The sequence below is a fragment of the Aeromonas popoffii genome (assembly GCF_000820025.1).
GTDB classification, from domain to species: Bacteria; Pseudomonadota; Gammaproteobacteria; order Enterobacterales; family Aeromonadaceae; genus Aeromonas; species Aeromonas popoffii.
In genome coordinates this window covers 74,745-95,311 of record NZ_CDBI01000055.1, presented here as the reverse complement: position 1 = coordinate 95,311, position 20,567 = coordinate 74,745, and the positions used below count along the sequence as shown (strand labels likewise).

The window sequence follows — 20,567 nt, the reverse complement described above, 5'->3', positions numbered from 1 at the left end:
AATTTCCATGCCACTAAAATTATGGTTAAAAATCAACTCGTTGAACAAAGGCGTCAAGGCTTTGACCCTTATGCTTCCTTGCTCATCCCGTATTTTTTCATCTTCTCCACCAGGGTGGTACGACGCATGCTGAGCAAGTCAGCGGCGCGGGCCACCACCCCATCCTGGGACTCCAGGGCCTGACGGATCAGCTCTACCTCGAGGTCGGCCAGCATCTCCTTGAGATTGACCCCCTCCTCTGGCAGCTGCATGGCACGGGAGTGACTTGCACTGAGATCCAGCGCCAGGGGATCCTGGAACACGGCGGCCAATGCGTCGCGCTCGTCCATCTCGGTCAGCCGCTCATCTCTTGGCTCGCACGGCAGCAGGCGATAGCGGCTCGGCAAATCGGCCACATCGACTATCTGCTGCGGGTAGAGGATCAGCAGTCGCTCCAGCAGGTTGGAGAGCTCGCGCACATTGCCGGGCCAGGGGTACTGCATCAGGGACTCCAGCGCCCGCTGGGTCAGGCGAATCATACCCTGATGCTGCTCGGTATGACGGTTGAGCAGCTCCTGCAGCAACAAGGGAATGTCATCGACCCGATCCCGCAACGGTGGCGTCTCTATGGGGAAGACATTAAGGCGATAGTAGAGATCTTCCCGAAAGCCCTGGGTGCGGATCATGGCCTCCAGATCCCGGTGGGTAGCCGCAATGATGCGCACGTCCGCCTGAATGGGCTTACCACCACCCACCCGATCGAACAGCCGCTCCTGCAACACCCGCAACAACTTGACCTGCATCGGCAAGGGCATGTCGCCGATCTCGTCGAGGAAGAGCGTGCCGCCCTGAGCCAGCTCGAAACGGCCCCGGCGGGCGGCGATGGCGCCGGTGAAGGCGCCTTTCTCATGGCCAAACAGCTCGCTTTCCAGCAATTCGGCCGGGATGGCGCCACAGTTGATGGGCACGAAGGGGCCCCCACTGCGGGGAGAAAGTTCGTGAATGGCGCGGGCTACCACCTCCTTGCCGGTCCCGGATTCCCCCAGGATCAACACGTTGGCTTCGGTCTCTGCCACCTGGCTGATGAGACGGCGCACTTCCTGAATGCCTCGTCCCTTGCCCACCAGCAGACGCAGCAGCGCCTGGCCCTTGTCGTGAGTCTGCTGACGGGGATGCAAGGAGACAAACGCCTGACAGAAGTGCAGATGGCGAGTGAGGGATTCGTAGGTGAAGGGGGCCTCGGCGACACCGATGAAGTTGCTGTTGGGGAAATCAGCCTCTACCAGGGACAGGAAGGGCACGCGAAGGAAGCTGGTCAGCAGCTCATCCAGCGAACGGCTGGTCAAGGCACCCGCCAGCACCCCTTGCAGCGGACCGGACGACTCGATGGCAACATCCAGCTCGCTCTCGACTATCTCCTGCCACGGGATCCCCATGAACGAAAGCACTGTGCCCAACTGTTGGCGCCGCTGCGCATCGGCATCAACAATCAATACTCCCATCGCCATCATATGAATCCCTCTTATTAACGACGTAACTTATTGTTTTATTGTGCTTCTGTGGCCTAGCCACGCACTTTATGCAGGAAGAACAAAGTGCCAAAATTCCGACGTATTGTCAAAAATTGTCGCATTCAACCTAAGTTTATCGACATCACTTCGCAATAAGATAAATTTTGTCGCCTCTTTTTTAATTTGAGGCACAAACAAGATAAAGAGATGGGACTATCGACTACCCGTTCCCGGCCCCATGACAGGGTCGGGAACGGCGACAGTGTCAGTGACGGGCGTTCGTGTGGGGCGTGGCGTAGCGGCACTCGGGGAAGCGACTGCAAGCCATGAACAGGCGTCCGGCATGAGGCCCTTTTTTGGCCTCCCGTTCGACCAGCGGGGCATCGCAGCGAGGGCAATGAGGTGCCTGGTGCGAGTGATCCTCTTCTTCGTCATCCACCTCGGCAAACAGGTTGTCCACCAACTCGCTGTCTGTGGCAGAGACCAGGGCACTCCTGATCGGGGCCGTAACGGTCGACATGCTCGAGGAACCGGAAGACGAGCGTCCACCATGACGGGTCTCTTCCGTGTCGACGCCATCGAGCAACAGGGGGCTGAAGGTCGGCTCGCGGCGCTCGCCCGGCATCAGATCATCGGCCAGCGGAGCTGTCGTCTTGTTCAGCAGCGGCAGGATCAGATCCCGCACCGCCTCTACCTCATAGTGGCTGCTTGCCGGGATTTGCAGCAGCGGCAAACCGGCGCTGTCGCACGCGGCCTTGAGGAAGCTGTCCCTGGCTCTGCGCTTCTGCTGGCGGTGGGAACTGTCATCGAGTTCGATGGCGCAGATAAAGGAGAGATCAGCCGGATGGCAGAGCAGGTAATCCAGATGCTTGGCGCTGATCTTGTTGAACGCCTGCTGCCACTTGCTCTTGCCCATGCCCGCCTCCGGGGTCAGTACATCGGCCACCCGCACCTTGGCAAACACCCGGGCCTTGTCACCGACCGCGAGATCCAGCACACCGAGGAAGGCGCGCTCGGCCGGACTGAACAGGGTCTCCTGCACATCATAGGGCAACGGCTTGCCTTTCTTGCCTCGGGTCCAGAAGACCACCAGCAGGAGCAGCACCAACAACACCAATCCCGATACGACAAGGGTATTCATGAGCGCACTATCCAGTTCACAAAACAAAAGAGGGGTATCACTCTACCACAGGGGCCCAGTGGCAGGCAGCGCTGAAACATAGCCCCCTCCCGAATCTGCGTTTTTCACCCTGTTTACGCCGGGCAGGGCTTCATATGGCCTGCCACAGCAGGCACAATGCTACAGAAATCCAATTCCAAGGAGAGCAGGATGCAAAAGCAATTGGTTGTGACCGTGATCGGCACAGACAAACCCGGCATAGTCGAAAGTCTGGCGGATGTCATCACTCGGCAGCAGGGCAACTGGCTGGGCAGCGCCATGAGCGAGCTGGCAGGCCAGTTTGCCGGCATCCTCCATGTGACCGTGCCCGAGGAGCACTACCGCAGCTTGTGCGAAGCGCTGGCCCTGCTGCCGGGTCTGACCATCAGCTTTGCCGAAGGGACGCCCACCGCCGAACCGTCCCATCAGGTGATGATGACGGTGACCGGCAACGACCGCCCCGGTATCGTCCGTGAAATGGCCAGCATATTGCGCCAGCTCAACATCAACGTGTCCGACCTCACCACGGGTTGCGAACCGGCTCCCCACTCCGGCGCCCCGCTCTTCTATGCCCATGCCCTGGTGGCCCTGCCGCCCCAGCTCGAACTCGACGATCTGATCACCGCGCTGGAGTCGCTCTCCGACGATCTGATGGTCGACATAGACCAGGCATTCGCCGACTGAGCGGATGGTCATCACCCTGTCATATTTTCACGCCATTACTGCCGCGCAGACGCGACCTGACCACGGAGGCATCACATGAGCACCGACAAGCAGTATGAAGAGAAAGAGCTGAGCTGGCTCTCATTCAATGAACGGGTGTTGCAAGAGGCAATGGACAAGACGGTGCCCCTCATAGAGCGGGTCCGTTTCCTGGGGATCTTCTCCTCCAATCAGGATGAGTTCTTCAAGGTACGGGTGTCGGACGTCAAGCGCCGCATCCTGATCAACGAAGTGCACGGCGGCGAGGACGACGCCAAGGTGTTGCTGCGCGCCATCCAGCAGAAAGTGATGGCGCTCGGCGAAGCGTTCGACAACACCTACAAGGAGCTGTTGATAGCGCTGGCCCGTCACAACATCTTTCTGGTCAACGAGAGCCAGATCTCCGAGTCTATCCAACAGTGGCTGCGGGTCTTTTTCAGGGAGAAGGTGCTGCGCCACATCATCCCGATCCTGCTCAACAAGGAGGTCAACCCGGTCAAGTTCCTCAAGGACGAGCACACCTATCTGGCCATAGAAATGAAGAAGAATGGCCAGGTGATCCAGTACGCCCTGGTGGAAGTACCGACCGACGATCTGCCCCGCTTCTTCCAGCTGCCGCCGGAAGGCACTCGCCGCAAGAAGCAGATCATCATACTGGACAACGTCATCCGCTTCTGTCTCGACGAGATCTTCAAGGGCTTCTTCGACTACGACGAGATAGCTGCCTATGCGGTCAAACTGACCCGGGATGCCGAATATGATCTCTCCGACCAGCTGGATCTCAGTCTGGTGGACAAGATGAGTGACGGTTTGAAGCAGCGCCTCACCGCCATGCCAGTACGCTTCGTCTACGAGCGGGAGATGCCCGCCGCCATGATAAGCTTCCTGAAGCTCAAGCTGCAGATCAGCTCCTACGACGCCATCATGCCGGGCGGGCGCTATCACAACTTCAAGGATTTCATCGGCTTCCCCAACGTAGGCCGAGATTATCTGGAAAACCCCAAGCTACCTGCCCTCGATTGCCGCGATTTTGACGGTTTCGTCAACGCCTTCGATGCGATTACCAAGCAGGATATTCTGCTCTACTACCCGTATCACAAGTTCCACCACTTCACCGAGCTGGTGCGCCAGGCGGCGTTCGATCCGGCGGTGAGTGCCATTCGCATCAATATCTACCGGGTCGCCAAGAAGTCGCGCATCATCCACTCCCTCATCGATGCCGCCAACAACGGCAAGAAAGTGACCGTCGTCGTCGAGCTGCGCGCCCGTTTCGACGAGGCGGCCAACATCGACTGGGCCAACATTCTCACCGATGCCGGCGTCAAGGTGGTGTTCGGGGTGCCGAGCCTCAAGATCCACTCCAAGCTCTGCCTCATCACTCGCCACGAACATGGCGAGGCGGTGCGCTACGCCCATATCGGTACCGGCAACTTCAACGAGAAGACGGCGAAGATCTACACCGACTTCTCCCTGCTGACCCGCCACCCGGACATCACCGCCGAGGTGGAGGGCGTGTTCGAATACATCGAGTACCCCTATCGGCGCTACAAGTTCAACCACCTGCTGGTCTCCCCCATCAACAGCCGCCGTCAGCTCTATCGACTCATCGATAACGAGCTCTCCAACGCCAAGGCGGGCCAACCCAGCGGCATCACCCTCAAGATCAACAATCTGGTGGACAAGGATCTCATCAACCGGCTCTATGCCGCCGGCCAGGCCGGGGTGCCGATCCAGATGATCATCCGTGGTATGTGCGCCCTGCGCCCGGGTGTACCGGGCCTCAGTGACAACATCAAGGTGATAAGCATCATAGACCGCTTCCTCGAGCACCCCCGGGTCATGGTGTTCCACAACAAAGGCAACCCCCAGCTCTATATCTCCAGCGCCGACTGGATGAGCCGCAACATCGACGGCAGGATCGAGGTGGGAACCCCCATCTATGATGAGCGCCTCAAGCAGCGCATCATGGACATTCTCGAACTGCAACTGAGTGATACCTGCAAGGCACGGGTGATCGATGCCGACCAGCAAAACGCGTATGTGAAGCGGGGCAACCGCCGCAAGATCCGCTCTCAGGTGGCGATTTACGACTATCTCAAACGTATCGAGTCAAACAATGGACAATAGTCTCTATGCCGCCGTGGATCTCGGCTCCAACAGTTTTCACATGGTGATCGCCCACCTGAGCGAAGGACGCTTTCGCATCGTCGATCGCATCAAGGAGCGGGTCCGTCTAGCCGAGGGGATGGATGAGCAGAAGCGGATGAGCCCGGAGGCGATGGCCCGCGGTCTCACCTGCCTGTCGCTGTTTGCCGAGCGCCTCACCAATATCAAGCCGGATCAGATCCGCATTGCCGGTACCTATACCCTGCGCCGCGCCAGCAACGCCCGCGAATTCGTGAGCGAGGCAGCCAAGGTGCTCAACCATCCCATCGAAATTATCAGTGGTCAGGAAGAGGCGCGCCTCATCTATCAGGGCGTTGCCCATACCCAGCATATCGAAGGCCAGGTGCTGGTGGTGGATATCGGCGGTGGCAGCACTGAGCTCATCATAGGGGAAGGCTTCGATCACAAGGCCCTCACCAGCCGCAAGATGGGCTGTGTCAGCTTGACCCAGCGCTTCTTTGCCAACGGCAAGCTGAACGAAAAGGCCTTCCACAGCGCCGTGCTGGAGACCCAGCATCAGCTCGCCCCCATCATCAACCAGTATCGCAAGCTGGGCTGGCAGAGTTGCCTTGGCAGCTCCGGCTCGATTCGAGCCGTACGCGACGTGCTGCAAGGAGAAGGCTGGACCGATGGCGCCATCACGCTGGCGGGGCTGGAGCGGCTCAAGCAGGAGATGCTCGACCACAAGCGGGTCGATCAGTTGAAGCTCGCTGGCCTGACCGAGGAGCGCAAGGGGGTGTTTGCCGCCGCGGTGACCATACTGCTTGGGCTTTTTACCTCCCTACCCATTGAACGGATGGAGTATTCGGACGGTGCCTTGCGCGAAGGGCTGCTGTATGAATTCGAGGAGCGCTTGCAGCACCACGACATTCGCGAGCGTACCGCGCTGGCCCTCTCCACCCACTATCACATCGACAAGCGCCAGGCCAACCGGGTCGAGCAGAGTGTGTTGGCCCTGTTCGATGCCCTTAGCGGCCCCTGGCAAATGCCGGAGGAACCCTATCGCGCGATCCTCGGCTGGGCGGCGCGACTGCACGAGATTGGGCTGGTCATCAACTACAGCGGCATCCAGCGCCACTCCGCTTATATATTGCAGAACACGGATTTGCCCGGCTTCACCCAGGACGATCAGGCCCTGCTGGCAGCCCTGGTACGGTTTCAGCGCAAGGGGCTCAAGCTCTCCGAGCTCCCTCCCCTGCCCAACCATGACACGCAAACTGTGCTGCGTTGCATTCGCATCCTGCGGCTCGCCGTGGCGGCGCACCACAGGCGTCAGGACAATTTGTTGCCAAAATGGAACGTACAAGCAGCCGAAGATCAGCTGGTGGTCACCCTGCCGATCGATTGGTGCGACGAGAACCGCCTGCTGATGCAAAACCTGGAGAAAGAGCACCGTTATTGCCAGGAGCAAGGCTGGCCGCTGCTGTTTCAGCTGAGCTGACCCCGCCTCTTTGGCAGGCAGACAGGCAAAAAGGCAGCCCAGGCTGCCTTTTTGCTATTTGACTCATCCGCGTCAGGTGCGGGTTACTGCAACTCGGGCAGCAACCACTTGGCCATCTCGAAGTAGATGATGAGACCGGTACCATCCACCAGGGTGGCGATGAAGGGGGCGGACACCACAGCAGGGTCGATGCCAAAGCGGCGCAGCACCATGGGGATAATGGATGCAACTGTGGCGCTCCACAGCACGATGGCGATGATGGTAAAGGTCACCACCATGCCAATCTCGGGGCCGACGCCCAGACTCCATGCCCGCACCCAGGCCGCCATGGCAATGGCCCCCGAGATAAGCAGACCGGTGGAGAGCTCCTTTTTCAGCACAGTGCCAAGGTTGCGCAGACTCACCTCACCGACTGCCATGGCGCGCACTATGGTGGTGGTGATCTGGGTGCCACTGTTACCGCCAGTACCGATGAGCAACGGGATAAAGAAGGCCAACGCGATGGCGGCTTCCAGCTGCTCTTCGAACGCCCGCAGCACTGTGCCGGTATAGGCCTCCGCCACAAACAGGATGAGCAGCCAGCCCACCCGTTTACGCCACAGTTGCCAGGGGGTCGCCTGCAGATAGGGGGTATCGAGCGGCGATGAGCCCCCCTGCATCTCGGCATCCTCTGTGGATTCGAGCTCCAGGATGTCGGCGGCATCATCCACATGGAAGATACCCACCAGCTTGCCCTGCTCCTCCACCGGCAAGGTCGAGATGTCACGGTCGATCAGCAGACGTGCCGCCAGCTCCTGATCCGCCCGGGCGTTGATGCGCACCGTATCCCTGTCCATCAGCTCGCTGACCGGCAGCAGAGGATCCGCTATCAACAAGGATTTGAGCGCTATGCTGCCGAGCAGACGATGCTCGGTGTTGACCACATAGAGGTGCTGGAACAACTGGGCGTTGTCCCAGGCATCGTGGATCAGCTGCTTGGCACTGCCCACCGTATCCTGATCGCCGATGGCCAAAAATTCATGGCGCATATTGGCTCCAACCGATTCGGTCGGCCAGTCGAGCAGGGAGTAGAAGGTGGACTGCACCGGCTCCGGAAAGCGGGAGAGCAGCATGGTGCGATCGCTACTACCGAGCCGACGCAGTATGTCCAGCATGTCGCGCCGGGGCATGGCCCCTTGCAACAGACCGACTATGCTGGCATGCAACCGCATCAGCAGACGTCCGGCACACTCGCCCGACAACGAGTTGAGTAGCGCCACCCCCTCGACAATGGGCAGGGTATCGAAGATGCAGTTGAGCTCTTCCGGACGCAGGGTCAGCAGTTGATCGGCACGCTGAACCGGATCCAGATTATTCTCCAGCCAGCCCTGCAGGGCGGCCAGATCGAGCAGTTGATGACGATTGAGTAGAGTCTGTGTTTTCTTCATCACAAATGATCTCATGTGATTTCAGGCAGGGCCTGAGCGCGATCGGATATCCGGTCGCTGTCTGAAAGAAAACAGCAATTTGATTGACGAGTAATAGGCAGGAAATGACGCCGTCCGGCGTGTCATCATCCCCACGTACCAGCTTTAGCACTGTATAACGTATCCGGCATGCCGGAAGCCACTTGGGTTTACACCTTAATCCGATGAAAACTGTCCTGAGCTTGGGCGTCTCTCGACGTCGTGAGATCAGTGGCCTTTGTTTATACAGGAGCCTCGCCTAACGAGATGCTGCAAAAAAATTAGCACAACCCTCTGTTGTGCGGGCAGCATGATTATCGAATGCACAGAGTGAGTCAACCCGACAGGGAGGGTTAAATAGCCCATTGCAACAGCTTGTTACAATTGGAGAAAAAAGAGGATTTAAACGAGGATATATCATGACTGGGCAAACAAGATCTGGATGCCCCCTGTTCATCGCGTCCCGAAATGCGCTGAACAGGGGTGGAAAATATCAGCGAATATAGTCAAACAGGGTCAACTTGCTTATTTTGCTGAAGGAAAGCTGGGAGGCACTCAAGGCTGCATCCTCTTTGGACAATGCAGCAATGACTTCATACAAGTCAGCCTCGGAAACCTTGGCCCTGACCTGCTGATTGAGGGTACTCAGACCCTCGTTCGAACCCAGTACCTGCTCCAGGCTGTTCATCCTGCCACCAATTTCACCCAGCCCCTTATCGACATTCAGTCGGGCATTGTTCATGTGAGCGGTGGCATCCGCTACCTTCACCTGAAAATCGTCTGCCGACATAGTGGGATCACGCAAAGCCGTAATGAAATCGGACATACCATCCAGAATGTTGTTGTTCTGGGGCGAGTCCAGCACAAAGTTTTGCGCGGCGCCCCCTGCGGGCAGATCCAGGGTCAACTCCAGACCATTGAAGGGGATCTGGTTACCTGCCACATAGTCACCGCTTTGCAGCAGGGCGCCGCCGCTATCCCTTATCTCATAGGTATCAGGAGCCCCCGCCGCTGTGGTCACCGTGTATTGGTTGCTGGCCAGGGCGGGGTCAAAGTTGATGCGATGAAAGTTGTCGAAGTTACCCTGATCGGCCACTCTGACCTGAATATTGGCGCTGCCCGCACTGCCGGTCCTGCGGGTCGGCACCATTTCAAACAGATTGAAGCCGGAATCATTGGCCGCGATTTGCACCGTCGGAGAGACCTGGATATTGCGCTGGCCTGTATCCCCCTGAAAGACGTAATTGCCGCTGGCATCCTTGATGAAGGGCTGGGTCTTGCTCTGGTTGCCACCAAAAATGAATTCGCCCTGGGAGTTCTTGCTGTTCATCAGATCGAACATCTGCTTTTGCAAGCCTTCCAGCTCGCTGGCGATCGCCTTGCGATCATCTGACTCCACCGCCGAGTTGTTGGCCTTCTGGATCAGGGTCTGGGCACTGGTCATGGCGTTATTGAGCGCGGTCAGCACTGTCTCTGCATGGCCCAGGCTGTTCTCAAGCAAGCTGCCATTCACGCCATACTGCTTGAACAGATCTATCTCCTTGGTCAGCGCCATCTTCTGGCTCATGCCGGAGGGATCTTCTCCCGACGTCTTGAATTTATCTCCACTCTGCAGCTGTTCATAAGCCGTGCTCAATCTTTCATTGGCGTTATTCAGGGAGGAGATATTCCGGTTATAAACCATGTTGGTGGTAATACGCATGAACTTACCTCACTGATGACAACAGGGTGTCGAAGATGGTCTTGGCCGTACTGACCACCTGGGCCGATGCCGCATAAGACTGCTGGAAACGGATCAGATTGGCCGCCTCTTCCTCGAGGCTCACACCGGAGACGCTCTCGAAAATATTGGTACTCTGGGTCAATTTTGCCTCGTTGGCCTTGAGCAGCGTCTTGGCCTGGCTGGTGCTGATACCCACCCCGGTCACCAGACCGGAATAGGCCTCGTTGAAGGTCATCTTGTCATTGCTGGTGCCGGTATTGGTGCTCTTGCGCACCAGATCCTTGTTCTGCAGCTCAGCCAGCGCCAAGCCATTGGCGTTATCGGCAAAACCATTTTTGTTATAGCTCAGGGTGAAGCTGTCGTTGGCGGCTACCGAGCCGGTAATGCTGAACTCGTAGCCGGGAGTCTGGGTCGGATCGGCATAGACCTTGGGACCTGGCAGCGGGTTCTCGATGGCGGCCATCAAATTCTGGCCATTGCTGGAAGCTGGCGCGACCCCGAGGAGGTTGTTGTTCCCGTCATAGACCTTGTAGTTACCGCTGTCGTCGACTTTCACCACCTGGGGTGCCGTTGGATCCAGGGTGTTGGTACCAAAACCCGACCCCGTGCTGGTGTTGAAGATGCCGTTGAACTTGATCTCGGCAGAGCCGTTGTTGTTCTTGTTCTTGTCCGCCTTGAGGGGGGATGCCAGCGCCAGATCCTCGGGACGGGTGACAAGCTGCCCCAAGCTGGCGGCGGCCCGCTTGGTCGGCTGCAGCAGGATGCGATCCCCTGCCGCTGGCGTGCCGGTCAGATCAATCTCGATACCATGGCCCGGGAGCTGAAACTTGGCCGGGGGCGTGGTACCGGTCGCCAGCGAGGTACGATTGCCATCCTTGTCGAGGGAGAACACCTCGTAACCTGTGGCGCTGCTGAACTGTATCTCGTAATCGAAGGTGGTCACTTCACTGCCTTTACCAGGCACGAAATTGACCTTGGCAGCACCTGTGCCTGTGTTTTTTTCATAAGGCAGGCCATCGCTGACACCAAGGGAGAAGAGATCCCCCCCCAACTCGTTATCCAGATCCATGCCCAGCCGGTTCTGCTGGTTCATGGCATCGGCCATGGCCGCGGCCAACTGACCCAGTTCGCGCTTGGCCGGCTCCAGATCACGACGAGCGGAGAACAAGCCCCCCACGCCGCCACCAATGCTGCTCTCGTTAATGCGGGTCTTGTTGGTCCCCGCGATCAGCTGCAGCTCGGGCTCGCGGGGATCAGGATCACCCGGCACGACGCTGAACTGGGCCACCCCGCTATTGAGTACCAGGGAGTGACCCGTGCTCATATTGATCAGCACGCTGCCATTGGCCTGGGGCACGGTGCGGATCTCCATCTTCTCGGAAAGCTGGCGGATGGCTTCATCCCGCTGATCGGACAGCATCAGGTTCTCTTCCGGCGAGCCCTGAGTACGGATGATGGCCTGGTTCAGATCGTTGATGCTGTTGATAAGGCCATTCACCCGCTGGGTCTCGTCACCTATGGTGGTGTTAATGGTGTCGGTCTGTTTGTCCAGCTGGGACGACAGGGTATGAAAGCGGTTGACCATGCCGCTGAGCTCGCTCAGGGTGATCTTGCGGCCGGCAATATCGGCCGGCGCCTCGTTGGCGGTATGAAACGCCTTGAAATAGGAGGTGATGGCCGTCCCGACGCTGTTGCTGGTATCCCCCAGCAGGGTATCGGTATTGGAGAGCTGCTCGTAGCGGGTCGCCGAGGCAAAATAGGCGGAGGTGTCGCGCCGCACTTCGCCCTGGGCATAGGCATTGATGACCCGCTCGGTCAGCATGTCGCCCGTGCCCAGACCGACGGAACTGGTATAGATCAGGGTTCGTTCACGCACATAGCCCTGGCTATTGACGTTCACTATGTTGTTACTGGTGGTCTGCAGCAGTCGCTGCTGGGCCATCACACCCGAGGTACCAATTCCAAGCAGATCGCTTGCCATGACTTACAGCTCCATTTCTGTGTGGTTGGTAGCGGAGTAGCCGGCAATGGCATCACTGCGCAATACCTGTTTCAGTTTCCTGGCGTACTGGGGATCCGTCGCATATCCGGCCTGTTGCAAGGCCTCGAAGTAACGGTCCGGGCTGTCTACTTTGGTCAGGGCCCCCTTGTAGCGAGACCCCGAGGTCAGGAAATCGACATAGTCGTTGAAGCTCTCCTCGAACGACTCGTAAGAGCGAAACGATGCCTTCTGGCGCGAGGCCACCCCTTGCTCATATTCCAGGGTGTTGACCACCGCCTTGGGGCCTTCCCAACGCGGATCGGCCTTGATGCCGAACAGATTGTGGGTCACCTGTCCTTCCCCGTTCTTGATCACCCGCTTGCCCCAGCCGCTTTCCAGCGCCGCCTGGGCCACCAGCACCGCCGGGCTCAGCCCCAACTTGTCCGCCGCCTTCTTGGCGAGTGGCATCAGGCGATTAACGAACTCTTCCGGGGTTTCAAACACTTGCGCTGTCCTGTCCAGCGCCTTGGCCCCCTGCGCGGGCCCCATGGGGGGAACCGTGCGACGGGGGCGATGCGGCACAGCCAGCGGCTGGGCATCGGCACGCATCTCTTTGTTAGCAAAATCTTTGCCAACTTTTGAGGCGGAGATGAGATCGTTTGGGCCAGAGGTGGGGGGCTGGTAGGGTTTGTAGACCCGTTCGGTACGCTGCGGCATCTTGAGCACACGCCCATCGTGACGGGTAAAGGTCTCGGGTGAGAGTTGCTTGGCCACCATCTCGGCCAGCCCCATCCCTCCCTTGCTGGTCATGTCGGCGACCCGCTGTTCATCCAGCATGCCCTCGTAGAACTGGGTGTAGCTGCTGTTCATGGGGTTGTCCTGAGTCAAGGCCTGGTTGGCCTGACGCATGCCCTGAAACAGGGTTTGGGTGAAGATGGACTCGAACTGGCGAGAGGCGGCCATGAGCGCCTCGGCCTTGCCCTCTTTGCTCTGGCTCAGCTGGCGCAGGCGGTCCAGGTTCTTGATATCCTGCACCATCCCCATATTCACGCCACTGTTGGTGTCAAATTCTGCCATTTTGCTTACCTCATTGCCGCCCGTGGCAACCCCTTGCCGCTTGTTACAGTATGACCAGCTGACCTTCGATAGCGCCCGCCTGTTGCAACGCCTCCAGGATCGCCATCAGATCGCCGGGCGCCACCCCGACCTGATTCACCGCTCGCACCAGATCATCCAGGGTCGCGCCGGTATCGAGCTTGAACATGCGTCCCTGCTCCTGCTGCACATTGATGGTGGAGTTGTTGGTCACCACCGTCTGGCCGTCAGAGAGCGGGTTGGGCTGTGACACCTGCTGATTCTCGGCTATGGTCACCGTCAGCCCGCCGTGGCTGATGGCCGCCGGTTTGAGCCGCACCTGACTGCCGATGACAATGGTGCCGGTACGGGAGTTGACGATGATCTTGGCCGCCTCGCTGGCCGGGTCTACTTCCAGATTTTCGATGGTGGCGAGGTAGGAGACCCGCTGCCCCGGATCCCGCGGCGCATAGACCTTGACCGAGGTCGCATCGAGTGCCTGCGCCGTGTTGGGGCCCACCAGATCGTTGACCACGTCCGCCAGCCGGCGGGCCGTGGTGAAATCGGGGCGATTGAGGTTGAAGGTGATGGTATCCCCCTGACTAAAGGAGTTCGGTACCTCCCGCTCCACAGTCGCGCCGTTGGCGATACGCCCCACCGTCGGCGTATTGATCACCACCTTGGAGCCATCGGCCCCTTCAGCGCCCAGCCCCCCCACCACCAGACTGCCTTGCGCCACCGCATAGACACGCCCGTCCAGCCCCTTCATGAAGCTTTGCAGCAGGGTGCCGCCCCGCAGGCTCTTGGCCTCGCCGATGGCCGATACCGTCACGTCTATGGTCTGGCCAGGCTTGGCGAACGGAGGCAACTCTGCATGAATAGCCACAGGCGCCACGTCCTTGATCTTGGGCCTGATGTTGTCCGGCACCTTGATACCGAAGTTGTTGAGCATGGTGCGGAAGGTTTGCTCGGTGAAGGCGCTGTTCCTCTCGCCGGTACCGGGCAAGCCAACGACCAGACCGTAGCCAATCAGCTGGTTGTTACGTACTCCTTCCACCGAGCTGATGTCCTTGATACGGGAGGCGTGGGCCATTCCCAAGGGCATCAGACAGCAGATCAGGGTCACAAGACGGAGTGACTTCATAACATCTCCTAGAGCGGCCACCAGGGGCCATTGAAAAAGCTGGTAAGCCACCCCTGCTCCTGACTGTTGGCCAGATCGCCGGTACCGCCGTAATGGATGCGGGCATTGGCGACCCGCTGTGACGACACGCTGTTCTCGGCCGTCACATCTTCGGGGCGGATCATGCCGGTGATCCGGATATATTCGTTGCCATTGTTGAGCATGATCCACTTCTCGCCACGCACGAGCAGGTTGCCATTGGGCAGCACCTTGGCCACGCTGACCGAGATATTGCCCTGCAGGCTGTTGCTCTGATCCGCCTTGGCCTGCCCCTTGAAAGCGCTGTTCTGGCCCAGGGACGCCGACAGATCATAAGCACCAGCCGTGACCGGCACACCGCCCAGGATGACAGGCTCCATATTCAGCTTATTGTCCTTGCCGCTCTGGGTATTGGCCTTCTTGGAGGCCGAGGTCGACTCGGCCAGCTCTATGGTGATGATGTCACCCACCCTGTGCGCCTTGATGTCCGAATAGATGCTGTTGGCCTGATCCGGTTGAAAAATGGCACCGGTCGGTCTGATGGAGACAGACTCCGATTCCCCGTATACAGGGGAAAACTCGGGGTCATCCGGCTTGGCTGTGTTGAGGGTACTGCTGCAGCCACCTAGCGCCACCAGCCCCAGCATCCATATGGTTTTCATCATGCACCTCCTGCCGATGTGCGCGAGACCAAACATGAGTTCATGGTGTCCACCACCCACTTACGTACGCTGGATCAGGAAGGACATCATGCCGTCCACCGCCGAGAGAACCTTGGAGTTCATCTCGTAGACCCGCTGGGCCTGGATCAGGTTGACCAGCTCTTCGGTCACGTTGACGTTGGACGTTTCCAGCATGCCCTGCTTGATGACGCCGAGCCCGTCCGCTCCGGCAGTTCCTTGAATGGGAGCACCACTGGACTGGGTCTCGACAAACATGTTTTCACCCATGGGTTGCAGGCCGGAGGCATTGACGAAGTCAGAGGTGTTGATCTGGCCCACCACCTGGGATGCGCCATCCCCCTTGAGCTTGACGGATACCTGACCATCCTCTCCCACTGTCACACTCTCGCTGTTCTCGGGGATCTGGATTTCGGGTTGCAGCGGGTAGCCATTGCCCGGGGTGACGATAGTCCCTTCATCATTGAGGGTGAACTGACCGTTGCGGGTATAGGCGGCACTGCCATCGGGCAACTGGATTTCGAAGTAGCCGCGGCCGCTGATCATCAGATCCAGCGAGTTGTCCGTGGTCTGTACGTTGCCCTGGCTATGGTTTTTCTGGGTGGCAACAACCTTGGCACCGGCACCCAGCATCAAGCCGGAAGGGAGCTCGGTATCCGCCGACGAACGGCCACCCGGTTGGTTGATATTTTGGTAAAGCAGATCCTCGAAGATGGCCCGTGACTTTTTGAAGCCCACGGTGCTGGCGTTCGCCAGGTTGTTCGAGGTGACCGCAATGTTGGTCTGCTGTGCATCCAAGCCGGTCTTGCTGATCCAGAGTGCAGGGTTCATTTAAAACTCCTTGATTAGCTGATACGCAGCAGCTGGGTTTGAGCTTCGTCGTTCTCTTCCGCGGTCTTCATTATTTTGACCTGGGTTTCGAACTGACGTTGCAACCGGATAAGGTTGGTCATCTCATCGACCACGTTGACGTTGCTGCCCTCGAGCGAGCCGGCGATGAGGCCGACATTGGCCGAGGCGGCTTCATTCTGGCCATCCTTGCGACGAAATAAACCATCCTGCCCCTTCTCCACCGCATCGGCGGCAGGCTTTACCAACTTGATACGCTGGAAATCTTCGGGCAAGTTGGCCGCGGCACCTTCGGGACGACCGCTAATGGTGCCATCCCGATTGATCTCGATCTTTTCCATCGGTAACTGCAGCACGATAGGTTGGCCACCATCGTCCACGACATTGAGACCGGTAGAGGTTTGCAGGTTGCCGGTCGCACTCAGCTGCAAGTTGCCCATACGGGTATAGGCTTCGCCCCCATTGGGATCCTGCACCGCGATCCAGCCCTGACCGTCAACGGCCACGTCAAGATCCCGACCCGTGGTCATCAGCATGCCATGCTGCAGGTTCTGACCCGGCCGCTCCGTCATGGCGAACACCCGGGATGGCAGCCCTTCGCCAAACGCCTGCATGCTGCGCGCCTGCTCGAAGTCAGACTTGAAGCCGATAGTGTTGGCATTGGCCAGGTTGTTGCCACGCACAGCCAGGCTGTGCATGTTCTCCTTGGCCCCGGACATGGCGATGTAAAGCAGGTGATCCATGGGATCCTCCGTCAAACTGATGACTCTGGAGAGATAACTGCAATTTGAGTGCCAACACAGGTTCATGAATGCAAGGAGGGAGATAAAACAGGAGGGAAACGCTCGAAAAAAGGGCGCCGAGGCGCCCTTGTCATCATGAAGTCACTTAACGGATCTGCAGTATGGTCTGCTGCAATGAACTGTTCACTTCCAGCGAGCGGGAGTTGGCCTGGAAGTTACGCTGGGCCGTGATGAGATTCACCAGCTGGGTGGTCAAGTCCACGTTGGATTGCTCCACCGCTGAAGACTTGATACTGCCCAAGGTACCCGAATTAGGCGTGCCGGGCAGCGCATCACCGGAAAGCAGAGACTGGCGCCAGGAGGTATCGCCGACCTGAGTCAGTCCTTGCGAGTTGGCAAACTTTGCCAGCGCAACCATGGCGACTTTTAACGTCGTCGCATTGCTGTAGGTGGCAGAAACAACACCGTCTGGCGTAATCTCCACCTTGGTCAGATGACCAACAGTGGCGCCATCCTGGGTCAGTCTAGTGACATCGAAAGGAGAGTTGAATTGGGTAACGGTACCGAGACGAATCTCCATTGATTGAGCGGGATCCGCACCGTTGGTAATAATCCCGGCCCCCGGGATGCCTAACGCTTCGGTTTTGATCGGCGCAACCGGGGTGGTTGTATTCAATTTGCCACCGTTGGTAAACTCCATCTCAATGCCAGTGGGAATGCCAGCAGCGGGGCTTACCCCACCCGTAATGTTGATAGGCTTGTCACCCTCATATGCGAACATGCTCCAGGTGCCCGGGTTTCGTGGCTGCCCCGGATTAGCCGGATCCTCATGGCGAACAAAATATTTGGTGATCACATGGGGGGCGCCGAGCGAATCATAGATCGTCACGGATGTTGAGTTTGCAAAGGTTGTCGAGTCCGTGGGTTTAAAATCGGCGGGGTCTGTTGGCTTGGTTTTCGCTTCAATGCTCAAGTTAAAACTTGCTTCCACCAACGTGGTCATTTTAGGCTGACCCGCCCGATCCGGTATTTGAATTGGCTTGGTGGCGTTGATGCTGACCGCCTTGGGCGTACCATCCGCGTTAATTTCATAGCCTTGCAGATAGTGGCCCTGATTGTTGACCATATAGCTGTTTTCATTGAGCTTGAAGGCCCCTGCCCGAGTATAGGTACGGTCAAGATTGGTCAGGCCGTCAGAGGTGACGAAAAAACCATTGCCCTGGATGGCCAGGTCCAGGGCGTTGTTGGTAAATTGCAACGCCCCCTGATGAAACTGCTGCGCCACCGCCCCCGTTGCCACACCGTTGCCGACCTGTGTTTTGGCATTGACAAAAATCGAGTTGGCGTACACATCCGCAAACTCGGCACGGGACTCTTTAAAGCCCATGGTATTGACGTTTGCAACGTTGTTGGCGGTAACGTTCAGATCTTTTTGTGCCGCGTTGACACCGCTCAAGGCATTGTTAAATGACATATCCAGCTCCTTAGATCGATGCTGTAGGCTTGGTCGTTGGTGGTGTGGTCTGGTTGGAATTGGTACCGGCAATCTCCAGGATATCCCCCAGAGAAATGGCCCCAAGTCCTTTCAATTTAACCAGGGTGGGAGAGGTGCCATTACCCAGGGTGACGCTTTCTACTCGCCCATAGGTCAAGGCCGAAATGCTCTCTGATATGCCGGCCACAGTGCCGGTTGCTTTAATCTGGTACTTGCCCTCTTTGACGGGCTTACCGTCCTGGTCGGTCCCATCCCAGCTGAAGGACACGTTACCCTTATGTTCTCCCTCAAGGGAGAAGGACTTGATAACCTGCCCTTTTTCATCTTCAACTGTGATTTTCACGTTCGACATTGTCTTGTCGCCGACAGCGACCACCCCGGAAATCTCGCCATCTTTTTCCAGATAGCCGGTATTGGAGGGGATCAGTACATTCTGCCCCACCAGAGCAGAGGCCTGCAGCGCCTGGCTGGAGGTCATCAAGGTATTCAGATTGCCCATCTGGGTCGACAGACTCGATATCCCTTCCGAGGTCGACATCGATGTCATCTGGGACAGCATCTGGGCATTGTCCACCGGCTTGAACGGATCCTGATAAGAGAGCTGCATGGTCAGCAGCTTCAGAAACGACGCCTGATCCAGCTCTTTCTTGGGCGTCGTCGGCGTGCCAGTGGTCTGGGATGTGGTACGGCTGATACCGTTCACATTATTGGTTGTATCTACCATCTGTGCGTACCCCTATCAGGACTTGCCAAGCTGAAGCGTCTGCTGCAGCATCTTCTTGGCAGAATCGGCAACCTGCACATTGGTCTGATAACTGCGTGAGGCGTTGATCATGTCTGCCATCTCTTCCACCATGTTGACGTTGGGCTTGAATATAAAGCCATCCTTGTCAGCCATGGGGTGGCCCGGGTTGTACTCCTTGAGCAAGGGCGCCTCGCTCTCGACAATCCCCTTCACCTCGACCCCGACGGATTCCTGCTTGTCTGACATGGCCCGATCCAGCTGAGCGGCAAAAATTGGCCGCCTGGCATGGTAAGTATTTTCCACACTGGAGCTGACGCTGTCGGCGTTGGCCATGTTGCTTGCCACCGTGTTGAGTCGAACAGACTGTGCACTCATGGCCGAGCCTGCAATGTCAAAGACCTTGAACAAACTCATTACTGTTCTCCTTTCAGCGCCTTCAGCAGGCCACTGATCTTGCTATTCATAAATTCCAGGGAGGTCTGGTACTCAAGGCTATTACGCAAAAACTCGCTGCGCTCCTGCTGCACATCTACTGTGTTGCCATCACCGGTGTCGGGCTGCAGGGGATTGCGGTACTGCATGAGGCCTGGGGCATCCGACTGCAAGGCGAAGTGCTTCTCACTGGTCGTCGCCAGGCCGAACCCCTGCCGATGCTGGGCCCCTTCCAGTGCCTGTGAGAAGTTGATATCCCTGGCCTTGAAACCCGGGGTATCCGCATTGGCAATGTTGCTGGACAACACCTCTGCACGCTTGGAGCGAACGCTCAGCGCGTATTGATGAATACCAAATGCCTTGTCGAATGAAATTGCCATAGCACACCTCCTGCTTGATAAATTATTAGCAAGAGGCGTGCCAAAGAGGATTTATGCGGGGATTATTTGACTTTGTAGATGATACCGGGATTGCAGCGGACCATTTCGAACTTGTCGGTCAGACCGGCCAGTGACTCGGAAGCCCCCAGCATCAGATAACCACCGGGATTAAGACTGCCAGCGAACTGGTTGAGGATCTTGGACTTCACTTCCGGCGCAAAATAGATGAGTACGTTGCGGCAGAAGATGATGTCGAACTTGCCGAGCAGGCTGTAGCTCTCCAGCAGGTTCAGTGGCCGGAAGGTGGTCAATTTTCTGACACGCTCCACCACTCGCATCTTGTTGTCACCATAAGGTTCGAAGAACAGCTTCTTGCGCTCCGGCGACAGGCCTCGGGCCAGCGCCAGGCTGTCGTACACCCCTTCCTTGCACTGGTTAAGCATAGTGCTGGAAATATCTGTGCCCACGATCTGCACGCCACCGGGCAAGGTACCCGGCTTCTTGACCTGCTGCTCCAATGCCGTCATGGCGATGGAATAGGGCTCCTGACCGGATGAGGACGCGGCCGACCAGATCTTGATCGGACGGCCGCTCTTGCCAAGCTCAGGAAAAATCTTGTCCGTCAGCAACTGAAATGGATAAGTATCCCGAAACCACAGGGTTTCGTTGGTAGTCATGGCATCAACCACTGCCATTTTCAGGTCGCGCTCACGCACACTCATCGCTCGCGTAACCAGATCAGACAAACTCTCAATACCAAACTGAGTCATCAAGGGCGAAAGCCGACTCTTGACCAGATACTGTTTGTTGTCACCCAGCACGATCCCGCTCTGTACTGCCAGAAAGTTGCTGAATTGTTTGTATAAGTCGTCCGAAAGTGTCTTCATGCAGTTTGTTCTT

The 20,567-nt window shown here is 57.8% G+C and carries 18 protein-coding genes and 1 riboswitch; of the genes, 3 read left to right on the top strand and 15 right to left on the bottom strand.

What is annotated here, in order from left to right; translation table 11 throughout:
• Positions 1-68: 68 nt before the first annotated feature.
• Together BN1129_RS10940 and BN1129_RS10935 are read right to left on the bottom strand one after the other, a co-directional pair.
• Entirely contained in the window at positions 69-1,490 is a 1,422-nt protein-coding gene (locus BN1129_RS10940; protein WP_042036459.1) for a sigma-54 dependent transcriptional regulator, read from the bottom strand.
• Between the two features lie 265 nt (positions 1,491-1,755).
• Positions 1,756-2,631 carry a DUF2726 domain-containing protein gene (locus BN1129_RS10935; protein ID WP_042036457.1) on the bottom strand — a complete coding sequence of 292 codons (876 nt, stop codon included), beginning with the start codon at positions 2,629-2,631 and terminating at the stop codon, positions 1,756-1,758.
• Between the two features lie 189 nt (positions 2,632-2,820).
• Here BN1129_RS10935 and BN1129_RS10930 point away from each other — a divergent pair, with 189 nt between their 5' ends.
• The 3 genes from BN1129_RS10930 (at position 2,821) to ppx (ending at position 6,958) form a co-directional block, all read left to right on the top strand.
• On the top strand, positions 2,821-3,333 hold the full coding sequence (locus BN1129_RS10930) for a glycine cleavage system transcriptional repressor (RefSeq protein WP_042036456.1): 513 nt from the start codon (positions 2,821-2,823) through the stop codon (positions 3,331-3,333).
• A 75-nt stretch (positions 3,334-3,408) separates the two neighbouring features.
• Entirely contained in the window at positions 3,409-5,478 is a 2,070-nt protein-coding gene (gene ppk1 / locus BN1129_RS10925) for a polyphosphate kinase 1 (protein ID WP_042036455.1), read from the top strand.
• A complete protein-coding gene (gene ppx, locus BN1129_RS10920; protein WP_042036453.1) occupies positions 5,468-6,958 on the top strand; it encodes an exopolyphosphatase in 1,491 nt (496 codons plus the stop codon). Before ppk1 ends, ppx begins: the two co-directional genes overlap by 11 nt.
• A gap of 83 nt (positions 6,959-7,041) precedes the next feature.
• On the opposite strand, the gene mgtE is transcribed toward ppx, so the two are convergent.
• The 13 genes from mgtE to BN1129_RS10855 all read right to left on the bottom strand — a co-directional run bounded on the left by mgtE (position 7,042) and on the right by BN1129_RS10855 (position 20,554).
• On the bottom strand, positions 7,042-8,385 hold the full coding sequence (mgtE, locus tag BN1129_RS10915) for a magnesium transporter (protein ID WP_042036452.1): 1,344 nt from the start codon (positions 8,383-8,385) through the stop codon (positions 7,042-7,044).
• A gap of 122 nt (positions 8,386-8,507) precedes the next feature.
• Positions 8,508-8,677: riboswitch (M-box (ykoK) riboswitch) on the bottom strand.
• Between the two features lie 219 nt (positions 8,678-8,896).
• Positions 8,897-10,105, bottom strand: coding sequence for a flagellar hook-associated protein FlgL (gene flgL, locus BN1129_RS10910; protein ID WP_042036450.1), 1,209 nt, complete (start codon positions 10,103-10,105; stop codon positions 8,897-8,899).
• Between the two features lie 4 nt (positions 10,106-10,109).
• Entirely contained in the window at positions 10,110-12,107 is a 1,998-nt protein-coding gene (locus BN1129_RS10905) for a FlgK family flagellar hook-associated protein (protein WP_042036449.1), read from the bottom strand.
• A gap of 3 nt (positions 12,108-12,110) precedes the next feature.
• Positions 12,111-13,184: a flagellar assembly peptidoglycan hydrolase FlgJ gene (gene flgJ, locus BN1129_RS10900; RefSeq protein ID WP_042036446.1), complete on the bottom strand. Its 1,074-nt coding sequence runs from the start codon at positions 13,182-13,184 to the stop codon at positions 12,111-12,113.
• Positions 13,185-13,227: 43 nt separating this feature from the next.
• Positions 13,228-14,325 carry a flagellar basal body P-ring protein FlgI gene (locus BN1129_RS10895; RefSeq protein WP_042036444.1) on the bottom strand — a complete coding sequence of 366 codons (1,098 nt, stop codon included), beginning with the start codon at positions 14,323-14,325 and terminating at the stop codon, positions 13,228-13,230.
• 8 nt (positions 14,326-14,333) lie between these two features.
• Positions 14,334-15,005 carry a flagellar basal body L-ring protein FlgH gene (flgH, locus tag BN1129_RS10890; RefSeq protein ID WP_042036442.1) on the bottom strand — a complete coding sequence of 224 codons (672 nt, stop codon included), beginning with the start codon at positions 15,003-15,005 and terminating at the stop codon, positions 14,334-14,336.
• Positions 15,006-15,065: 60 nt separating this feature from the next.
• Positions 15,066-15,854: a flagellar basal-body rod protein FlgG gene (gene flgG, locus BN1129_RS10885; RefSeq protein ID WP_042036440.1), complete on the bottom strand. Its 789-nt coding sequence runs from the start codon at positions 15,852-15,854 to the stop codon at positions 15,066-15,068.
• A 14-nt stretch (positions 15,855-15,868) separates the two neighbouring features.
• Complete coding sequence (gene flgF / locus BN1129_RS10880; RefSeq protein ID WP_042036438.1) at positions 15,869-16,615, bottom strand: flagellar basal-body rod protein FlgF; 747 nt, start codon at positions 16,613-16,615, stop codon at positions 15,869-15,871.
• A 145-nt stretch (positions 16,616-16,760) separates the two neighbouring features.
• Positions 16,761-18,089 carry a flagellar hook protein FlgE gene (gene flgE / locus BN1129_RS10875; protein ID WP_042036437.1) on the bottom strand — a complete coding sequence of 443 codons (1,329 nt, stop codon included), beginning with the start codon at positions 18,087-18,089 and terminating at the stop codon, positions 16,761-16,763.
• 10 nt (positions 18,090-18,099) lie between these two features.
• Positions 18,100-18,834: a flagellar hook assembly protein FlgD gene (locus BN1129_RS10870; protein WP_042036436.1), complete on the bottom strand. Its 735-nt coding sequence runs from the start codon at positions 18,832-18,834 to the stop codon at positions 18,100-18,102.
• A gap of 15 nt (positions 18,835-18,849) precedes the next feature.
• Positions 18,850-19,269, bottom strand: coding sequence for a flagellar basal body rod protein FlgC (gene flgC, locus BN1129_RS10865; protein ID WP_042036435.1), 420 nt, complete (start codon positions 19,267-19,269; stop codon positions 18,850-18,852).
• Positions 19,269-19,667: a flagellar basal body rod protein FlgB gene (gene flgB, locus BN1129_RS10860; RefSeq protein ID WP_042036434.1), complete on the bottom strand. Its 399-nt coding sequence runs from the start codon at positions 19,665-19,667 to the stop codon at positions 19,269-19,271. Before flgB ends, flgC begins: the two co-directional genes overlap by 1 nt.
• Positions 19,668-19,729: 62 nt before the next feature.
• Positions 19,730-20,554 (bottom strand): CheR family methyltransferase, encoded by an 825-nt coding sequence (locus tag BN1129_RS10855; RefSeq protein WP_042036433.1) that lies wholly within the window; start codon positions 20,552-20,554, stop codon positions 19,730-19,732.
• Positions 20,555-20,567 lie beyond the last annotated feature (13 nt).